Here is a 17,084-nt window from a genome sequence, read left to right on the forward strand (position 1 = left end):
GGCCGGCGACCCGGTAGAGGAGGTACCGCACATGGCCGAATCCCTCACCCGACGCCGGTTACTCGGAGCGGCGGGCGCCACCGGCGCCTGGCTCGCCTGGGCAGCAGCCGGCAACTCCGCCCACGCCGTCTGGGCGAAGCCGCGTTTCACCGTCAACCCGTTCACGCTCGGGGTCGCCTCCGGCGAGCCGGCCCCGGACGGCGTCGTCCTGTGGACCCGGCTGGCGCCCGACCCGCTCGCCGCCGACGGCAGCGGCGGCATGCCCGCGCAGGTCGTGCAGGTGCAGTGGCAGGTGGCGACGGACCCGGCGTTCGCCAACGTCGTCGCCGCCGGCACCACCCCCGCGACACCGGAGCTGGGGCACTCCGTCCACACCGAGGTGACCGGGCTGGCCCCGGACCGCGAGTTCTTCTACCGGTTCCACGTCGGCGCCGACACCAGCGCCGTGGGCCGAACCCGGACCACCCCCGTGGCGCCCGGCGGCAGCCGGCTCAAGTTCGCGCTGGCCTGCTGCCAGAACTACGCCGCCGGCCACTACACGGCGTACGAGCACCTCGCGCAGCAGGACATCGACCTGGTGGTGTTCGTCGGCGACTACATCTACGAGGGCCCCGGCGTGGGCACGGTCGGCCGGCCGCACCAGCCGCCGCGGGAGATCTTCACGCTGGCCGACTACCGGATCCGCTACGCGCAGTACAAGACCGACCCCGCCCTGCAGGCCGCGCATGCCCGGGCGCCCTGGCTGGTCGTGTTCGACGACCACGAGGTGGACAACAACTGGGCCGGCGGCAGGCCCAGCGACGACCAGACGGTCGAGGACTTCCTCCGGCGGCGGGCGCTGGCGTTCCAGGCGTACTACGAGTCGATGCCGCTGCGCCCGTTCTCCGCGCCCGTCGGCGACGACATCCAGGTCTACCGGCGGGCCACGTGGGGCGGGCTGGCCACGTTCCACGTCCTCGACACCCGGCAGTTCCGCGACCCGTACGCCTGCGGCGGCGCCGACTTCTCCACCTGCCCCGAGGCGTTCGACCCGGCCCGCACGATGCTCGGCTTCCCGCAGGAGGCGTGGCTGGCCGACGGGTTCGGCCAGTCGCAGACCCGCTGGGACTTCGTCGCCCAGCAGGGCGCGTTCGTCCGGCGATGGGTGGACCAGAACGGCGTGCTGATGCTGAAGATGGACGCGTGGGACGGCTACGTCGGCTCCCAGCAGCGGGTGACGCAAGCGTGGGTCGACGCCGGCGTGCGCAACCCGGTGGTGCTGTCCGGCGACATCCACGCGCACTGGGCCTCGGACCTGAAGCTGGACTACGACACCGCCGGCGCCCCGCTGGTGGGGTCGGAGCTGATCGCGACGTCCATCTCGTCCGGCGGCACCGGCCGCGACCACGTCCCCGGCGTGCACCCCACCTTCGCCGACAACCCGCACCTGCGCTTCTACACCAACCTGCGCGGCTACATCACGGTCACCGTGACGCCTGACCAGCTGCAGGCCGACTACCAGTGCGTCCGCGACGTCACGGTCCCGGGCGCCGAGGTGTTCCGGCGGGCGTCGTTCGTCATCGACGACGGCGTGCGCGGGCTGCGCCAGATCTACGACGGGCCGCCCGCCGCGGCGTCGGCCCGCGAGCTCACCGAGGCCGAACGGCGCGCGGCCATCGACGAGCTGATCGCGTGGGAGTCCGGCGACGAGCAGGAGGGGGTGTGACCTCTCCGCTCGACGGCAATCCGCTGTCCGGCCGGGACGACCTGCAGCGGGCGGTGCGGGACCTGTGGGCCCCCGTCGCCGCCCGGCTCAGCCCCGGCCGGGCGCGGGCCCGCCTCGGCCACACCGCCGCCATGTTCCCCGACGTCGCGGCCGAGCTGGAGGGGTTCGCCCGGCCGCTCTGGGGGCTCGCGCCGCTGGCCGCCGGCGGCGGCGAGGTGGACTGGGCGCCGATCCGCGCCGGCCTGGCCGCCGGCGCCGACCCGGCCCATCCGGAGTACTGGCGCCCGCCCGGCGACCGCGACCAGCGGCTGGTCGAGATGGCCGCGATCGGCGTCGCGCTCGCGCTGGTCCCGGAGCAGGTCTGGACCCCGCTGCCGCAGCTGGCGCGGGCCGGGCTGGCCCACTGGCTGTCGGAGATCAACCGGGTCGACGTGGTCGACAACAACTGGCTGTTCTTCCGCGTCCTCGTCAACGTCGGGCTGGAGCGGGTGGGCGCGCCCGGGTACGACCCGGACGCCGAGGCCGCCGCCCTGGACCGGCTCGAGACGTTCTACCTGCGCGACGGCTGGTACCAGGACGGGCCGACCGGCCGGTGCGACTACTACGTCCCGTGGGCCATGCACTACTACGGCCTGCTGTACGCGCGGCTGGCCGGCCACCGCGACCCCGCCCGCGCGGACCGCTTCCGCGAGCGCGCGGCCCGGTTCGCGCAGCACCACGTGCACTGGTTCGCCGACGACGGCGCCGCCGTGCCGTACGGGCGCAGCCTCACCTACCGGTTCGCCCAGCACGCGTTCTGGGGCGCGCTCGCGTACGCGGACGTGGAGGCGTTGCCGTGGGGCGTGGTCAAGGGCCTGCTGCTGCGCGGCCTGCGCTGGTGGGCCGGCCGGCCGATCGCCGACAACGCCGGGGTCCTGACCATCGGGTACGGCCGGCCGAACCTCATCATGGCCGAGGGCTACAACTCGCCCGGGTCGCCGTACTGGGCGATGAAGGCGTTCCTGCCGCTCGCGCTGCCCGGCGACTACCCGTTCTGGCGGGCCGCGGAGGCGCCGCTGCCGGAACTGGACGCCATCACGACCCAGCCGACGCCCGGCATGGTGCACTACCGCTCGGACGGGCACGTCTTCACGCTGGCCGCCGGGCAGCCCGGTGCGCGGTTCCGGCACGGCGGCGAGAAGTACGCCAAGTTCGCCTACTCGACGGCGTTCGGTTTCAGCGTGCCGGGCGGCGGCCCCGGGCTGGCCGAGCGCGCCGCCGACTCCATGCTCGCGCTCAGCGACGACGACGTGCACTGGCGGGCCCGCTCCGACCCGGAAGAGACCCGCGTCGGCGACGGCGTCGTGTGGTCGCGCTGGACGCCGTGGCCGGACGTCGAGGTCGACACCTGGCTGCTGCCGTGGCCGCCCTGGCACGTGCGGGTGCACCGGCTCAGCACCTCGCGGCCGCTGTTCAGCGCGGAGGGCGGCTGGGCGGTCGGCCGCGACGACGACGCGCCGCAGGCCGTGCCGGACGGTCCCGGCACGGCCGCGGCGTCCGGCCCCGGCGGCGCCAGCGGCCTGCGCGACCTACTCGGCGGCAGGGCCGGTGTCACCGTCCTGACCGGCCCGAACACCAACCTGCTGGAGCCGCGGGCGGCGCTGCCGACGCTGCGTGGGCGGCACGAGCCGGGCGAGCACTGGCTGGTGTGCGCCGTGCTCGGCACCACCCGGCCGGACGCCTGGGCGGCATCCTGGACCCGTCCGCCTACCCTGGACCGGCTGCGCGCCGTGCTGCCGATCGAGGTCGACCTCCCGGAGGTGATCACGTCGTGACGGCCCCCCGCCGCCCCAACATCCTGTTCCTGATGACCGACGAGCACCGCTTCGACGTCGCGGGGTTCGCCGGCGACCCGGTGGTCCGCACACCGGTGCTGGACGAGCTGGCCCGCGACGCCGTCGTGTTCGGCAACGCCTACACGCCGGCGCCGATCTGCGTCCCCGGGCGGCAGGCGATGATGGCCGGTCAGCTCCCCCGGCACTGCGGCGTCGAGCGGTTCGGCGACGACCTCGAACCCGGCCACCTCACCTTCGCCCGCCAGCTCGCGCTGCACGGCTACCGCACGGTCGCGGCCGGCAAGCTGCACCACGTCGGCACCGACCAGGCGCAGGGCTGGACGCACCTGATCGGGATGGAGAGCGGCGTCGCGCCGCACCACCTCGCCGGCCGCGACGAGGACTCCTACCGCGACCTGCCGACGCCGGCCACGCACAAGTGGTCGCAGGTCACCGAGGTCAAGCGGGCCGGCATCGGGCGGTCGCCGTACGTGGCCCGCGACGAGTACGCCGTCGCCGGGGCACTGCAGTACGTCCACGAGCACTTCGTCGACAGCTACTACGACCGCGCGATCCCGGAGGTGCCGCTGCTGCTCAAGGTGAGCCTGCACCAGCCGCACTACCCGTACCTCACCCCGCACCGGGAACTGTTCGAGCACTACCTCACCCGGGTGCCGCTGTACGAGCACCAGGAGCTGTCCGAGCATCCCGTGCTCGGCGGCCGGCGGCACGTCGTCCGCGCCGGGATCGAGGTCACGCGGCGCGAGCAGCAACGCGCGGTGGCCGCCTACTACGCGATGATCGAGGCCGCCGACGGGCTGTTCGGGCAGGTGCTGGACGGGCTGCGGCTGGCCGGCCAGGACCTCGACGACTGGATCGTCGTGTTCACCAGCGACCACGGCGAGATGCTCGGCGAGCACGGCGTGTGGGAGAAGCAGCGGTTCTACGAGGGCAGCGCGCGGGTGCCGCTGTTCGTCCGCTGGCCGCGGCGGTTCGCCCCGTCCGCCGTCACCCGGAACGTCAGCCTCTGCGACCTCTACGCCACGCTCTGCGAGCTCACCGGGGTGCCGGTGCCCAAGGGCCTGGACAGCCGGAGCCTGGCGCCGCTGCTGTCCGGCGACCCGTCCGGCTGGGACGACGAGGCGGTCTCCCAGTTCGACGGCACCCGGCTGATGATCAAGCGGGGCGCGCTCAAGTACCAGTGGTACGGCGACGCAGGGCCCGAGGTGCTGTTCGACCTCGGGGCCGACCCTGGCGAGCGGCGCGACGTCGTCGCGGACCCGCGGCACGCGCCGGCGCTGGCCGCGTTCCGGCTGCGCCGCGACGAGCTGGGGTTCGGGCCGGGCTGACGCCAGGCCGGGCGGCGGGTCGCTCGAAGCGGCCGCGGCGGCCCCCGCCGCCCGGTTAGGGTGCGCGCATGACGTCGCAGCTCGTGATCGGCGGCGCCCTGCTCGCCGTCTTCGCCTGGCGCTTCCGCCGCGAGCCGCGACGGCTGAGCAACGGACTCCTGCTGCTGTTCGGCGCCGGGTTCGTGCTGCTCGCGCTGCTCGACGAGCTGGCGCCGTGGGTGCTGGTCGTCCTCATCGCGGTATCGCCGCTGCTCGTCGTCGGGCTGGCGGTGCTGCTGATCGTCAACGGCGTCGGCGTGCTGCGCCGCGAACGGTTCCGGCTCGGCAACGCGATGTCGCTGCTGGCCGGAATCGCCGTCCTCGCCGTCGTGGTGGTGGTCCCCGCGGGCTTCCTGATCGCGGCCCGCGAGCCGGAGCCGACGGTGCTCCCGGCGCTCATGCTGTCGCTGCTCGGTGTGGCCGGCTACATCGGGTTCCTGTTCACGCTGGTGACGCTGTACGCGCTGGCGTACTCGCGGCTCCGGCCGGCGCTCGGCAGCGCCGCGATCGTCGTGCTCGGCTCCGCCGTGCCCCGCGGGACGGTGCCGCCGCTGCTGGCCGCCCGCCTGGACCGGGCCGTCGAGCTGTACCACCGCGAGGTGGCCGCGGGCCACGCCCCGCTCGTCGTCGCGTCCGGCGGGCAGGGGCCGGACGAGCCGGTCGCCGAGGCGCACGCGATGGGCGGGTACCTGCGCGAGCACGGCGTCCCCGCCGAGGTGGTGGTCGAGGAGGACCGGTCCCGGTCGACCCGCGAGAACCTCGTCCTCAGCCACCGGCTGCTGGCCGCGCGCGGCGACGACGGCCGGCTGCTCGTCGTCACCAGCAGCTACCACGCCCTGCGCGCCGCCATCCAGTCCCGGCAGCTGCGGCTGCCGGCGCAGGTGGCCGGCGCGAAGACGGCCCGCTACTACGTCCCCAACGCGTTCCTGCGCGAGTTCGTGGCGCTGCTGGCCGACCACAAGCTGCTGCACGGCACGATGCTCGCGCTGATCGCCGCCGGCCCCGTGCTGCTCTACCTCGCGAGCTGACGCCTTTCAGGTTGTTCTTAACCGGGTCCTAAGTCCGTCTCATCGACGCCGCGCATCGTGATCGCATGACGACACCAACCCGGCGGACCGTGCTCGCAGTGATGACGACGGCGCTGGTGGCGCCGGCGGTGGCCCGGCCCGCCGCCGCGGCCACCGGCGGAGAGGACGAGTTCGCGGCCGCGGTGCGCGACATCATCGGCCGGCCGGAGTTCGCCGGGGCGCGCTGGGGCGCGGTCATCGCGCGGCCGGGCGCGGACCCCGTCTACGCACTGCGGCCGGACGAGCTGTTCGGCGCCGGGTCGTCGTCGAAGATCTTCATCGCCGCCACCGCGTACTCGACGCTGGGGCCGGACCATCGCTTCCGCACGCCGGTGTACCGGACCGGCCCGGTCGAGGACGGCGTGCTGCACGGCGACCTCGTCCTCGTGGCCGGCGGCGACCTGGTGCTGGGCGGGCGGATCCAGCCCGACGGGTCGGTCCGGGCGCCGGAGCCGGACCACACCTACCCGGGCCGCCCACCGGGCCCGGGCGATCCGCTGGCGGTGTTCCGGACGCTGGCGGCCGACGTCGCCGCGGCCGGCATCACCCGGGTCGACGGGCACGTCGTCGTGGACGCGTCGCTGTACGCCGAGACGACCGAGTCCGCGGGCGGCGTCGCGATGACGGTGTCGCCGCTGACGCTCAACGACAACGTGATCGACGTGACCATCACGCCCGGCGGCGAGCCGGGCGCACCGGCGCGGCTGACGACGTCACCGGACGTCGGCTACGTGTCGATCGTCAACGAGGTCGTCACCGTCGCGGCCGGCGGGCCGCCCGGCCGGCCGCTGCGCTACACCGGCGACGTCGAGAACGCCGACGGCACCCGCACCGTCACGCTCACCGGCGACGTCCCGGCCGGCGCGCCGGACTTCCACTGGAACTACGCCGTCCCCGGCCCGGCCCGGTTCGGCGAACTGGCCTTCGCCCACGCGCTGCGCGCGGCCGGCGTCGAGGCGCGGGCGCGCCCGGCGTCCGGTCCGGCCACGCCGGCGCCCGAGCACTACACCCGGCCGAAGCGGGTCGCCGAGCACGTGTCGCCAACGCTGTCCGAGGTGGTCAAGGTGATGCTCAAGCCCAGCTCGAACGTGCACGCGACCGGCTGGCAGTACGTGATCGGCGCCATCGCCGGCCACGACCGCGACGATCCGCTCGCCGGGTACGCACGGCTGCGGCAGCGGCTGTTCCGGCGAGCCGGCCTGGACACCGACCCGCCCGGCAGCGCCGACAACGACTACACCCCGGCCTTCTTCGTCGACTTCCTCTCGTTCCTGAGCCGGCAGCGCTGGCTGCCCGAGTTCCGCCCGTCGCTGGCGATCCTGGGCCGCGACGGCACCCTCACCGACGTCTCCGCCGACTCGCCCGCGGCCGGCCACGTGTTCGCGAAGACCGGCACCTCGACCCGCGGCGGTGGCCCGGACACGGATCAGGACCTCGCCAAGGCGCTGGCCGGCTTCATCGAGCGCCCGGACGGCGACTCGCTGCTGTTCGGCGTCTTCGTGGAGCACACCGTGCCGGCCGCCGACGCGATGGAGGTCCAGAAACTGGCCGGCCAGGCAATCGGCGACATCGTCGCGGCGGCGTACCTGCTGCTCGGGGCGGAGACGCGATGACCGGGCATCCGCTGCTCTCGCGCCGGTCGGTGCTGGGCGCCGCCGGTGCTGCCACCGCCGCCGTCGTCGGGGCCACCACCGCCACCGGCGCCGGCGACTCCGTTCCGGGGGCCCTGCGGCCCGGTGGCCGCTTCGACCGCTTCGTCGCCGAGCGGGCCGCGGACGGGCGGTTCTCCGGCACCGTCCGGCTGGCGCACCGCGGACGCGCCGTGCTGACGCGGTCGTACGGCCTGGCGAACCGGGACTCGGACCGCCCGAACCAGGCGGCCACCCGGTTCGACCTCGCGTCGATGACGAAGCAGTTCACCGCGGTCGCCGTCGCCCAGCTGGTGCAGCGGGACGAGCTGCGCCTGGACGAGCCCGTCGGCGCCTACGTCGACGGGCTGGACCCGGCCGTCGCCGGCACCGTCACCGTCCACCACCTGCTCACGCACACGTCCGGGTTCGGGCGGCCGCCGCTGCAGGGCCCGGGCGAGGAGCCGCCGCCGGCGCCGTCCGGCATCGAGGAGACGTGGGACGCGCGGATGGAGCTGCTCCGGTCGCTGCCGGCGCCGGACTTCCCGCCCGGCAGCCGGCACCGGTACAGCAACGACGGCTTCTTCCTGCTCGGCGCCGTCGTCGCCGCGGTCGCCGGCACGACCTACCACGACTACGTCGCCGAGCACGTCTTCCGGCCCGCGAAGCTGCGCGACACCGCATTCCCCACGGTGCGGCAGCTGCGCGCGGACGAGCGCTGGGCCCGGCTCTACGAGCCGCGCGACGGCGGCTTCGACGACGTCACCGCATCCGACCGATTCCGCTACATCGGCGGCCCGGACGAGGGCGCCACCTCCACCGTCGCCGACCTGGTGCGCTTCGCCACCGCCCTCACCGACGACGACGTGCTGCTCGAGCCGGCCTACGCGCACCTGATCACCAGCCCGAAGGTGGTCGCCCCGCCGCCGTCTCCGGACCGGCCCGGACCGCCGCGCGACCACGGCTTCTACGGCTACGGCCACAGCTGCTCGATCCTGCGCGGCCGGCGCATCCACGGCCACTCCGGCAGCGGCCCCGGCCGCACCACCAACCTGGACGTCGTCCCGGAGCTCGGCTGGGTGAGCGTCGTCCTCAGCAACCACCACGACGACATCGACCCGATCGTCGGCCTCGCCCGCGAGCTGATGACGGCCTGACCGGCTCGCCGAGCAGCGAGAGCAGCCGTCGAGAACGATCAGGTGACGAAACCGCCCGGCGTTCGCGCGTTGTGTCACCTGATCATCTCCACGATGCGGACACAAAACGATCAGGTGACGAAGGCGCGGCGAATCTGAGCGATACGTCACCTGATCATCGGCGGCGGCGGCGCGTCGCGCAGTAGGCCACGGACCCGGGAGCGACGCCGCTAGGCGTTCGCCCGGCGCAACCGCTCGGCACCCTGATCCAGCAGCGCGATGCCGGACAGCGGGACGCTGCCGTGCATGGTCTCCCAGCGGGCGTTGTGCGCCGCCGTCCAGAGACTGGCCGCCCAGGCGACCTCGAGCTCCTCGGCGGTGAAGACGCGGCCGCGGCGGCGCTGGTAGGTGTCGAGGAAGGCGGCCGAACTGTCGACCGGAGCCAGGGTCGGCGGGCCGGCGCTGGCGAACGCCCCGCTGGCCGCGCCGGCGAGCGCCGCCTCCGGCTGCCACGCCAGGCTGTCCCAGTCGTGCACCACCCAGAGGTCGGGACCCCGCCAGCGCAGGTTCTGCGCCGCGAAGTCGGCATGACCCAGCACCGGCGGCAGCCCCGACGCGAGCAGCCGGCGGCGGACCCGGATCGCGGTGTCGAGGACGTACCCGGGGATGGAGCGCTGGTCGCGCTTGTCGAAGTAGCCGATGTCCGGCCACACCCCGCTGTCGGTGTGGTCCCACCGGGCCCACCGCGGGTTCGGCAGTGGCGGCTCGACGTCGATGCGGCGCAGCCCGGCCATCAGCGCGGCGTACACCTCGGCGCAGCGGACCGCGGCCTCGGGCGACTCACCGCGCAGCAGGTCGCCGCCGGGCTGGTGCTCCTCGGCGTGCACCACCAGCCAGCCGATCTCGATCGCCCCGGTGAGCGGCCGTGGGCAGGGGAACCCGGCGTCGGCCAGCGCCGCCTGCGCCGCGACGCACGCCGCGATCCGCGGGCCGGCCGTGCGCGCCTTGATCACTACCTCCGCGCCGCCGGCCAGGCGCAGACCGAACACCACCGAGATGCGCCGAAACTCGAACAGCAGCTCAACCGGCTCACTGCCCAGCCGGTCGCGGCAGAACTCCGGCATCCAGCCCGGCAGGTCGTTCATCCCCATGCGCGGCGACGGTGCCACGGCACGTCTTCATGTCCGCTTCACAGGAGTTTCAGGCCCGCGCCCGGGGAGTGCCGTGCGGAGCCGCGGACCGGATCAGCCGCGCGTGCGCTGCGGCGGCAGGCGGCGGCCGCGGACGATCTCGGGAACGATGCGGATGTAGTGCGGCCGCTCGCCCGGCGCCCACGGCGTCAGCCCCAGCGTCGCCAGTTCACGTCGCTCGGTCTCGTCGGAGACCGCCTCGGCCCGCCCGATCAGCACCACCGACCACCCGGCCAACGCGTCCTCGTCGTACTGGTCGGCCTCGAACGCGACGACGGCGGACCGGGTGGCGGCGGCCAGCTTCGAGCCCATCCCGGTCCGGATGATCACGTCGTCGCCGTCGAGGACGAAGTTCACCGGCTGGATCGCCGGCAGTGCACCCTCGGTGAACACGATGCGCCCGATCGGCACGCCGGCGAGCAGTGCGTAGCACGTGCTCCGGTCCAGCCGCTCGAGTCCCGCGGAATCGGCATCGCCCATGGGGTCCACGCGACCATGATCCCGCCGCGCCTGGCAAGGCCGCCAGAGGGGGCGGGCGTCCGCCGCAGCGAGGAAATCGATTGCCTTCCACCGCACACTAGCACCAGCCATGATCATCAACCTTTTGAGCTGCCGTGCCGACCGGAAAGGTTGATGATCACGGTCGACTCCGGGACGGCGGCTATTGACGCGTGATCGGTTGACCTCTATCGTCCCGTAGAAATCGATTTCCGAGGCGTCGATCAAGGAGGATCCGGTGCCCTTCACCCCAGACCATCCGGCCGTCGGTGCCGGACCCCTGACGCGTCGCCGGCTGCTGCAGCTCATGGGCGCCGCGGCGGCGGTCCCGGTGCTCGGCTCGGCCACCGGCTGCGAGAGCCCCGGCTCCACCAGCGGCGGAGGCGGAGGCGGCGGCGGGAGTGACACGCTGACGTTCGTGTACCGCGGCGACGCCAACCAGCAGGAGGCGTTCAAGCAGCTGTTCGCCGAGTTCAACAAGGTCGAGCCGGACATCAAGCTGAAGGCGCAGGGCATCGCCGCGGACACCTGGGGCGACTTCTCCAACACGGTGGCGACGCGGATCGCGGGCGGGCAGGTGCCGGACATCATCCAGATCGCCACCGAGGGGCAGCGGATCTTCGCGTCGAAGGACCTGCTCGAACCGCTCGAGCCGTACCTGGAGCGCGACAAGGACGTCGTCGACGACTACTTCGCCGACATCGACCCGAACCTGGTCGAGTGGAACACGAAGTACGCGTCGCACGACGGCAAGACGTACTACATCCCGGGCGGCTACAACACGGTCTGCTTCTGGTACAACACCGAGACCTGGGCCGCCGCCGGCGCCACCCCGCCCGCACCCGGCTGGACGTGGGACGACTTCCTGGTCGCGGCCGAGCAGCTGAAGGCGGCCGGGGTGTACATCCTGCCGATCGGCTCCGACCCGTTCACCGCGATCATGCCGTGGATGCTCACCAACGGCGGCTCGCCGCTGGACGAGGACTGGGCCACCCCGACGTTCGACACGCCCCAGTCGATCGAGTCGCTGCAGTTCTGCCGCGATCTCATCGCCAACGGCTACGCGCCCGAGCCGGGCGGCGCGTTCGACGCCGGCGAGGCGCTGACGAAGGGCACGCTGGCCGCGATAGCGGGCGGCCGCTGGCCGGTCATCGACATGCGCCGGCTGGAGTTGGTCGACAAGATGGCCATCGTGCCGATGCCGCAGCAGGCCGGGCCCGGCTCGCCGGTCGGCTGGGACGCCTGGCCGATCACCAAGGCGTCGGAGAAGAAGGACGCCGCCTGGACCTTCATCAAGTTCATGATGTCGAAGGAGGCCGGCGAGTACTACGCCTCGATCGGCGGCACCATCGTCCCGGCCCGGCTCTCCGTCGCGAACAGCCCCGCGTTCACCGACAACGCGCCCGAGGGGACGACGGCGCTGGCGGAGGCCATCTCGTACGCGACGCCGGTGCCGTCGCCGGACCGCGGCGCCGAGGTGCAGACGGCGATGATCAACGCCTGGGACAAGGCGCTCAGCGGCAACGAGTCGCCGGAGGCGGCGCTCGCGCAGGCGAACGAGGAACTGGCCGGCCTGCTATGACGACCGGCCTCGCCGCACCGGCCGGTGTCGGCGCCGCCGCTCCCCCGCGGCGCCGCGCCAAGCGCCGTCAGACGTTGGCCGGCTGGGCGTTCCTCAGCCCGGCGCTGGTGCTGTTCCTGCTCTTCGTCGCGGGGCCGTTCGCGTTCGCGATCTTCCTCAGCGTGCACTCGTGGGACCTGCTGACGCCGCGCGAGTACGTCGGGCTGGCGAACTTCCGGCAGCTGTTCTCCGACCCGCTGCTGCCCAAGGCGCTGCTGAACACGTTCCTGTTCGCGCTCGCCTCGGTGGTGACGCACGTGTTCGGCGCGCTGCTGCTGGCGCTGGCGGTGAACCGGCCGATGAACCGGTTCGTCTCGTACTTCACCCGCAGCGCGGTGTTCTTCCCGTACCTGCTGTCGTGGGCGGCGGTCGCGCTGCTCTGGAAGTACGTCCTCGACCCGACGTTCGGGCTGGTGGCGTACTACCTCGACAAGATCGGCATCGACGCGCCGAACTGGTTCGTCGACCCGTCGTGGTCGCTGGCGGCGATCATCGGCATCGACTTCTGGTACACCATCGGGTTCACCTTCGTGATCATGCTCGCGGGCCTGCAGACGGTGCCGTCGGAGCTGGTCGAGGCGGCCCGCACCGACGGCGCCAACCGGTGGCAGGTCTTCTGGCACGTGACCGTCCCGATGATGTCGCCGGTGCTGTTCTTCGCCGTGATCATCACGTTCATCGGCGCGTTCCAGATCTTCGACCCGATCCAGATCATCACCGGGGGCGGTCCCGACGACGCCACGATGACGATCGTCATGTTCCTGTACCAGACCGGATTCCAGGCCTTCCAGATCGGCTACGCGTCGGCCATCGCGATCCTCGTCTTCGTCGTGATCATGGCGGTGACCGGCCTGCAGTTCCTGGTCGCGCGGAAGTGGGTGTACGAGCGATGAGCCTGCGCGTCGACGTTGACGCCAACGAGCTGCTCCGGCCGCGCGAGCGCAAGCGGCGGCGGCGCCGTCCCGGCGCGATCGCCTTCGACGTCCTGATCCTCGTGATCGGGCTGCTGATGGCCGCGCCGCTGATCTGGCTGTTCGCCGCCAGCGCCACCGAGCCGGGCGAGGCGTTCACGCTGCCGCCGAAATGGCTGCCCACGCCGTTCTCGACGGAGAACTACTCGCGGGTGCTGGAGCTGATGCCGTTCGGGCGGATGGCGCTGAACAGCCTGATCGTGGCCGTCATCAGCGTCGGAGGGTCGCTGCTGGTCGCCGTGCTGGCGGCGTACGCGTTCTCGCGGCTGGCGTTCACCGGGCGCAACCAGGTGCTGGTGGTGCTGCTGAGCGCGCTGATGGTGCCGGCGCAGCTGACGATCATCCCGGTGTTCGTGCTGATGCGGAACCTGAACCTGGTCGACACGCTGACGTCGCTGTGGCTGCCGGCGCTGATCAACGTGTTCGCGATCTTCTTCCTGCGGCAGTACTTCAACTCGATCCCGCGTGAGCTGGACGAGGCGGCCCGCATCGACGGCGCCGGGCACCTGTGGATCCTGTTCCGGATGCTGGTGCCGCTGTCCGGGCCGGCGCTGTCGGCGCTGGCGATCCTCGGTTTCCAGGCGTCGTGGAACAACTACTTCGGCCCGCTGATCTTCATCTCCAGCCCGGAGAAGATGACGTTGCCGCTGGGGCTGGTGACGTTGCAGAGCGGGCAGGGCGGCGCGCCGGCGGCGGTCGTGTTCGCGGCCATCGCGATGGTGGTGGCGCCGGTGCTCGTTCTGTTCCTGGCGTTCCAGCGCAACTTCGTCGCGTCGGTGGCGACGGCCGGGCTGCGGGGGTGACGATGCGGACGTTCGCGCCCGCGGCCGCCGCCGTGGAGGAGGACTGGCTGCGCCGCGGCGCCCGGTCGCTGTGGTCGCGGGCGCCGTGGGTGCTGGCCGCGTCGGCGCCGGTGCTCGCCGTCGCCGTGATGGCCGGCTGGCTGAGCGGCGGGCGGCTGCTGGTCGCGGCGCCGGTGGCCGGGTTCGCCGGGGCGCCGTTCCTGGTGGCGCTGGCGATCGTCGCGCAGCGGCTGGTGCTCGACGGCGAGGTGCGGGCTCGTGACCTGCGCGTGCCCGGGTGGGCCGGCGCCGTCGCGGTGCTGTGGACGGCCACGGCGGCGGTCGCGCTGACGCTGGCCGCGTTCGAGGTGTACGGCCGGACGGGGTCGGCGGCGGCCCTGGTCCCGGCGCTGGCGGGGTGCGTCGTCGCCGCGCACGCCGTCGCGCTCGCGCCGTCCGCCGTGGCGCTGGTCCTGGACCGGCCGCGGGCGCCATGGCGGCACGTCTGGGTCGTGGCGCTGCTCGCCGCCGCCCGACGGCCGGTGCCGGTGCTCGGCGGCTGGGTGGCCGCGGCGCTGCTGGGCCGGCTGGCGCTGCAACTGCAGGCGCTGCTGCTGGTGGTGCCGGGCGTCGCCGCGGTCGTGCTGGTCAGCGCCGCGTGGACGGCGCTCGGCGGGCTCGGCGTCATGCCGTCGCGCCACACCTCCCAGGACTGACGGAAGGACATCGATGCCCCGCACGATCCCCCACGCCGACGGACGGCACGTCGCGCTGCCGCTGGGCGGCATCGGCACCGGCACGGTGGCCCTCGGCGCCGACGGCGGGCTGCGCCAGTGGCAGTTGCACAACACCGGCAACCACCGCGGCGATCTGCCCGGCTCGTTCCTGGCGCTGCGGGCCACCCAGTGGGAGCCGCCGCTGGACGAGTTGCGCGTCCTGCAGGCGCGGCCGGTCCCGGGCCCGCACGCGCCGACGCCGCTGGTCACCGACGACGTCGTACCGGACTGGCAGGCCGAGCTGGCGACGCGGTACGGCTTCGAGACCGCCGGGTTCAGCGCGACCTATCCGTCGGCGCGGGTCGAGCTGGCCGACGCCGCGGTGCCGCTGGACGTCACGCTCGAGGCGCTCAACCCGCTGGCGCCGATGGACGAGGACGCGTCGTCGCTGCCGGTCGTCATGCTGACGATCACGCTGCGCAACACCGGCGAGTACCCCGTGCACGGGCAGCTCGGCGCCGCGCTGCAGAACGCCGTCGGCCACGACGGGGTGTCGCCGATCGACGGCGTGCAGGGCGCCGGGTACGGCGGCAACACCAACCGGGTCACGCGCGGCGGCGGCTGGACCCGCGTCGTCATGGAGAACCACACGCTGGCCGCCGAGCACCCCGGCGCCGGGCAGCTGGTGCTCGCCGTCGATGATCCAGGCGCGGCCGTGCTCACGCAGTGGCGCCGGCCGGAGGAGTTCCTGGCGTTCCTGCGCCGCCGCGGCCTCAGCCGGGCCGGCGCGCAGGGCGGCGTGCCCGGCGCCAGCCTGCCCGGCGCGACCTGGAACGGCGGCATCGCCGCGCCGTTCCACCTGGAGCCGGGCGCGACCACGCGGCTGCGCGTCCTCGTCGCCTGGCACTTCCCGAACCGCTACGTCGACTTCAACCAGTTCGGCCCGCCGCGGCCGGAGTGGGGCCCGACCCGGTTCTGGCTCGGCAACCACTACGCGCTCGCGCACGCCGACGCCGTCGACGTCGCCCACTCGGTGGAGTCGCGGTGGGACGAGCTGGTCGAGCGGACGTCGGCCTGGACCGGCCTGCTGGCCACGAGCGCGCTGCCCGCCGACGCCGTCGAGCACCTGGCGGCGCAGGCGGCGTTCCTGCGCAGCCCGTCCTGCTTCCGCGCCGCCGACGGCCGGTTCTTCGGCTTCGAGGGGGTGAACGGCGCCTCCACCCTCGGCCACGCCGGCGACACCGGCGGGTCGTGCCCGCTGAACTGCACCCACGTGTGGACGTACGCGCAGGCGGTCGCCGCGCTGTTCCCCGGCCTGGAGCGGTCGATGCGCGAGACCGAGTTCGACGTCATGCAGGCGCCGGACGGGGCGATCCCGCACCGCGTCATCGTCCCCACGTACCTGCCGCAGCTGTGGGACGTGCCGATCGGCGGGCCGGACGAGCCGGCGCTGGACGGCATGCTCGGGACCGTCCTCAAGACCTACCGCGAGGTGCGCGCGACCGGCGACCTCGACTGGCTGCGACGGTACTGGCCGCGGCTGCGCCGGCTGGCCGGGCACGTCCGCGGCCGCTGGGACCCGTCCGCGTCGGGCGTGCTGCGCGGCGTCCAGCCCAGCACCCACGACATCGACCTGAGCGGCGTCAACCCGTTCATGGGGTCGCTGTGGCTGGCCGCGCTGCGGGCGCTGGAGGAACTGGCGCTGCTGGTGGACGAGCCGGAGTACGCGCGCGAGCACCGCGAGCTGTTCGAGCGCGGGTCCGCCGCCTACGACCAGCTGTTGTGGAACGGCGAGTACTACCAGCAGCTGCTCGAGCCCGGCGACGACCCCACCTTCCAGTGGGAGACCGGCTGCCTCACCGACCAGCTGCTCGGGCAGTGGTGGGCGCACCAGCTCGACCTCGGCCACGTCCTGCCGCGCGAGCACGTCGTCACCGCGCTGCGCTCGATCGTCCGGCACAACCTGCGGCACGGGTTCGACGGCTTCGACCATCCGTACCGCGTCTTCGCCGACGGCGACGACATCGGCGTGCTCATGTGCACGTGGCCGCGCGGCGGACGCCCGGCCGTGCCGACCCGCTACTGCGACGAGGTGTGGACCGGCTCGGAGTACCAGCTCGCGGCCGCGTGCCTGGCCGAAGGGCTGGCCGACGAGGGCTGGGCGGTGCTGCGCGGCGTCTGGGGCCGCTACGACGGGCGGCGGCGCAACCCGTACAACGAGATCGAGTGCGGCGACCACTACGTCCGCGCGATGGCCGGCTGGTCGGTGCTGCCCGCGCTGACCGGCGCGCGCTGGAACGCCGTCGACGGGACGCTGCGGCTGCGCGTGCCGGACGACGGCGCGAGCTGGCCGGTCACGCTGGGCACGGCGTGGGGCCGGGTGTCGCGGACCGGCTCCGCCGTCGTGCTCGACCTGCTGCACGGCGCGCCGGCGGTGCGACGCTGCGAGCTGCTGGCGCCGTCCGGCGAGATCGTCGCGTCCGCCGCGGGGACGGACCTCGCGGCGTCGTCGGCGCCGCTGGTCATGCGGTTGCCCGGCTGAGCCGCCCGGGCGGCTCGGCCGGGCGC

Annotated in this window: 13 protein-coding genes; 11 read left to right on the forward strand and 2 right to left on the reverse strand. The window is 73.7% G+C overall.

The genetic code is table 11. The features are described from left to right. Positions 1-31: 31 nt before the first annotated feature. From ACW62_RS29740 to ACW62_RS29765, 6 genes are all read left to right on the forward strand, one after another. On the forward strand, positions 32-1,705 hold the full coding sequence (locus ACW62_RS29740) for an alkaline phosphatase D family protein (protein ID WP_053207751.1): 1,674 nt from the start codon (positions 32-34) through the stop codon (positions 1,703-1,705). After that, complete coding sequence (locus ACW62_RS29745) at positions 1,702-3,519, forward strand: DUF2264 domain-containing protein (protein ID WP_053207752.1); 1,818 nt, start codon at positions 1,702-1,704, stop codon at positions 3,517-3,519. Before ACW62_RS29740 ends, ACW62_RS29745 begins: the two co-directional genes overlap by 4 nt. Beyond that, entirely contained in the window at positions 3,516-4,868 is a 1,353-nt protein-coding gene (locus tag ACW62_RS29750; RefSeq protein WP_053207753.1) for a sulfatase-like hydrolase/transferase, read from the forward strand. Before ACW62_RS29745 ends, ACW62_RS29750 begins: the two co-directional genes overlap by 4 nt. Before the next feature lie 68 nt (positions 4,869-4,936). After that, positions 4,937-5,935: a YdcF family protein gene (locus tag ACW62_RS29755; RefSeq protein ID WP_053207754.1), complete on the forward strand. Its 999-nt coding sequence runs from the start codon at positions 4,937-4,939 to the stop codon at positions 5,933-5,935. A gap of 65 nt (positions 5,936-6,000) precedes the next feature. Then, entirely contained in the window at positions 6,001-7,587 is a 1,587-nt protein-coding gene (gene dacB, locus ACW62_RS29760) for a D-alanyl-D-alanine carboxypeptidase/D-alanyl-D-alanine endopeptidase (RefSeq protein ID WP_083460328.1), read from the forward strand. After that, positions 7,584-8,759 (forward strand): serine hydrolase domain-containing protein, encoded by a 1,176-nt coding sequence (locus tag ACW62_RS29765; RefSeq protein ID WP_053207756.1) that lies wholly within the window; start codon positions 7,584-7,586, stop codon positions 8,757-8,759. The genes dacB and ACW62_RS29765 overlap by 4 nt, the downstream gene beginning before the upstream one ends. A gap of 209 nt (positions 8,760-8,968) precedes the next feature. Here the strand turns inward: ACW62_RS29765 and ACW62_RS29770 are convergent, their stop codons facing one another. Both ACW62_RS29770 and ACW62_RS29775 read right to left on the reverse strand, forming a co-directional pair. Beyond that, a complete protein-coding gene (locus tag ACW62_RS29770; protein WP_053207757.1) occupies positions 8,969-9,889 on the reverse strand; it encodes a phosphotransferase in 921 nt (306 codons plus the stop codon). Between the two features lie 93 nt (positions 9,890-9,982). Next, a complete protein-coding gene (locus ACW62_RS29775; protein ID WP_053207758.1) occupies positions 9,983-10,408 on the reverse strand; it encodes a pyridoxamine 5'-phosphate oxidase family protein in 426 nt (141 codons plus the stop codon). A 256-nt stretch (positions 10,409-10,664) separates the two neighbouring features. Between ACW62_RS29775 and ACW62_RS29780 the strand changes: the two genes are divergently transcribed. The 5 genes from ACW62_RS29780 to ACW62_RS29800 are packed head-to-tail and all read left to right on the forward strand — an operon-like array spanning position 10,665 to position 17,058. Continuing rightward, on the forward strand, positions 10,665-12,008 hold the full coding sequence (locus ACW62_RS29780; protein ID WP_205629690.1) for an ABC transporter substrate-binding protein: 1,344 nt from the start codon (positions 10,665-10,667) through the stop codon (positions 12,006-12,008). Continuing rightward, positions 12,005-12,940, forward strand: a complete 936-nt coding sequence (locus ACW62_RS29785; RefSeq protein ID WP_083460329.1) for a carbohydrate ABC transporter permease — start codon at positions 12,005-12,007, stop codon at positions 12,938-12,940. The genes ACW62_RS29780 and ACW62_RS29785 overlap by 4 nt, the downstream gene beginning before the upstream one ends. Then, positions 12,937-13,821, forward strand: a complete 885-nt coding sequence (locus tag ACW62_RS29790; RefSeq protein ID WP_053207759.1) for a carbohydrate ABC transporter permease — start codon at positions 12,937-12,939, stop codon at positions 13,819-13,821. Before ACW62_RS29785 ends, ACW62_RS29790 begins: the two co-directional genes overlap by 4 nt. Beyond that, complete coding sequence (locus ACW62_RS29795) at positions 13,818-14,516, forward strand: hypothetical protein (protein WP_157575071.1); 699 nt, start codon at positions 13,818-13,820, stop codon at positions 14,514-14,516. Before ACW62_RS29790 ends, ACW62_RS29795 begins: the two co-directional genes overlap by 4 nt. Positions 14,517-14,529: 13 nt before the next feature. Next, positions 14,530-17,058, forward strand: a complete 2,529-nt coding sequence (locus tag ACW62_RS29800; protein ID WP_053207761.1) for a GH116 family glycosyl hydrolase — start codon at positions 14,530-14,532, stop codon at positions 17,056-17,058. Positions 17,059-17,084 lie beyond the last annotated feature (26 nt).

The sequence above is a fragment of the Jiangella muralis genome (assembly GCF_001270745.1).
Taxonomy (GTDB): domain Bacteria; phylum Actinomycetota; class Actinomycetes; order Jiangellales; family Jiangellaceae; genus Jiangella; species Jiangella muralis.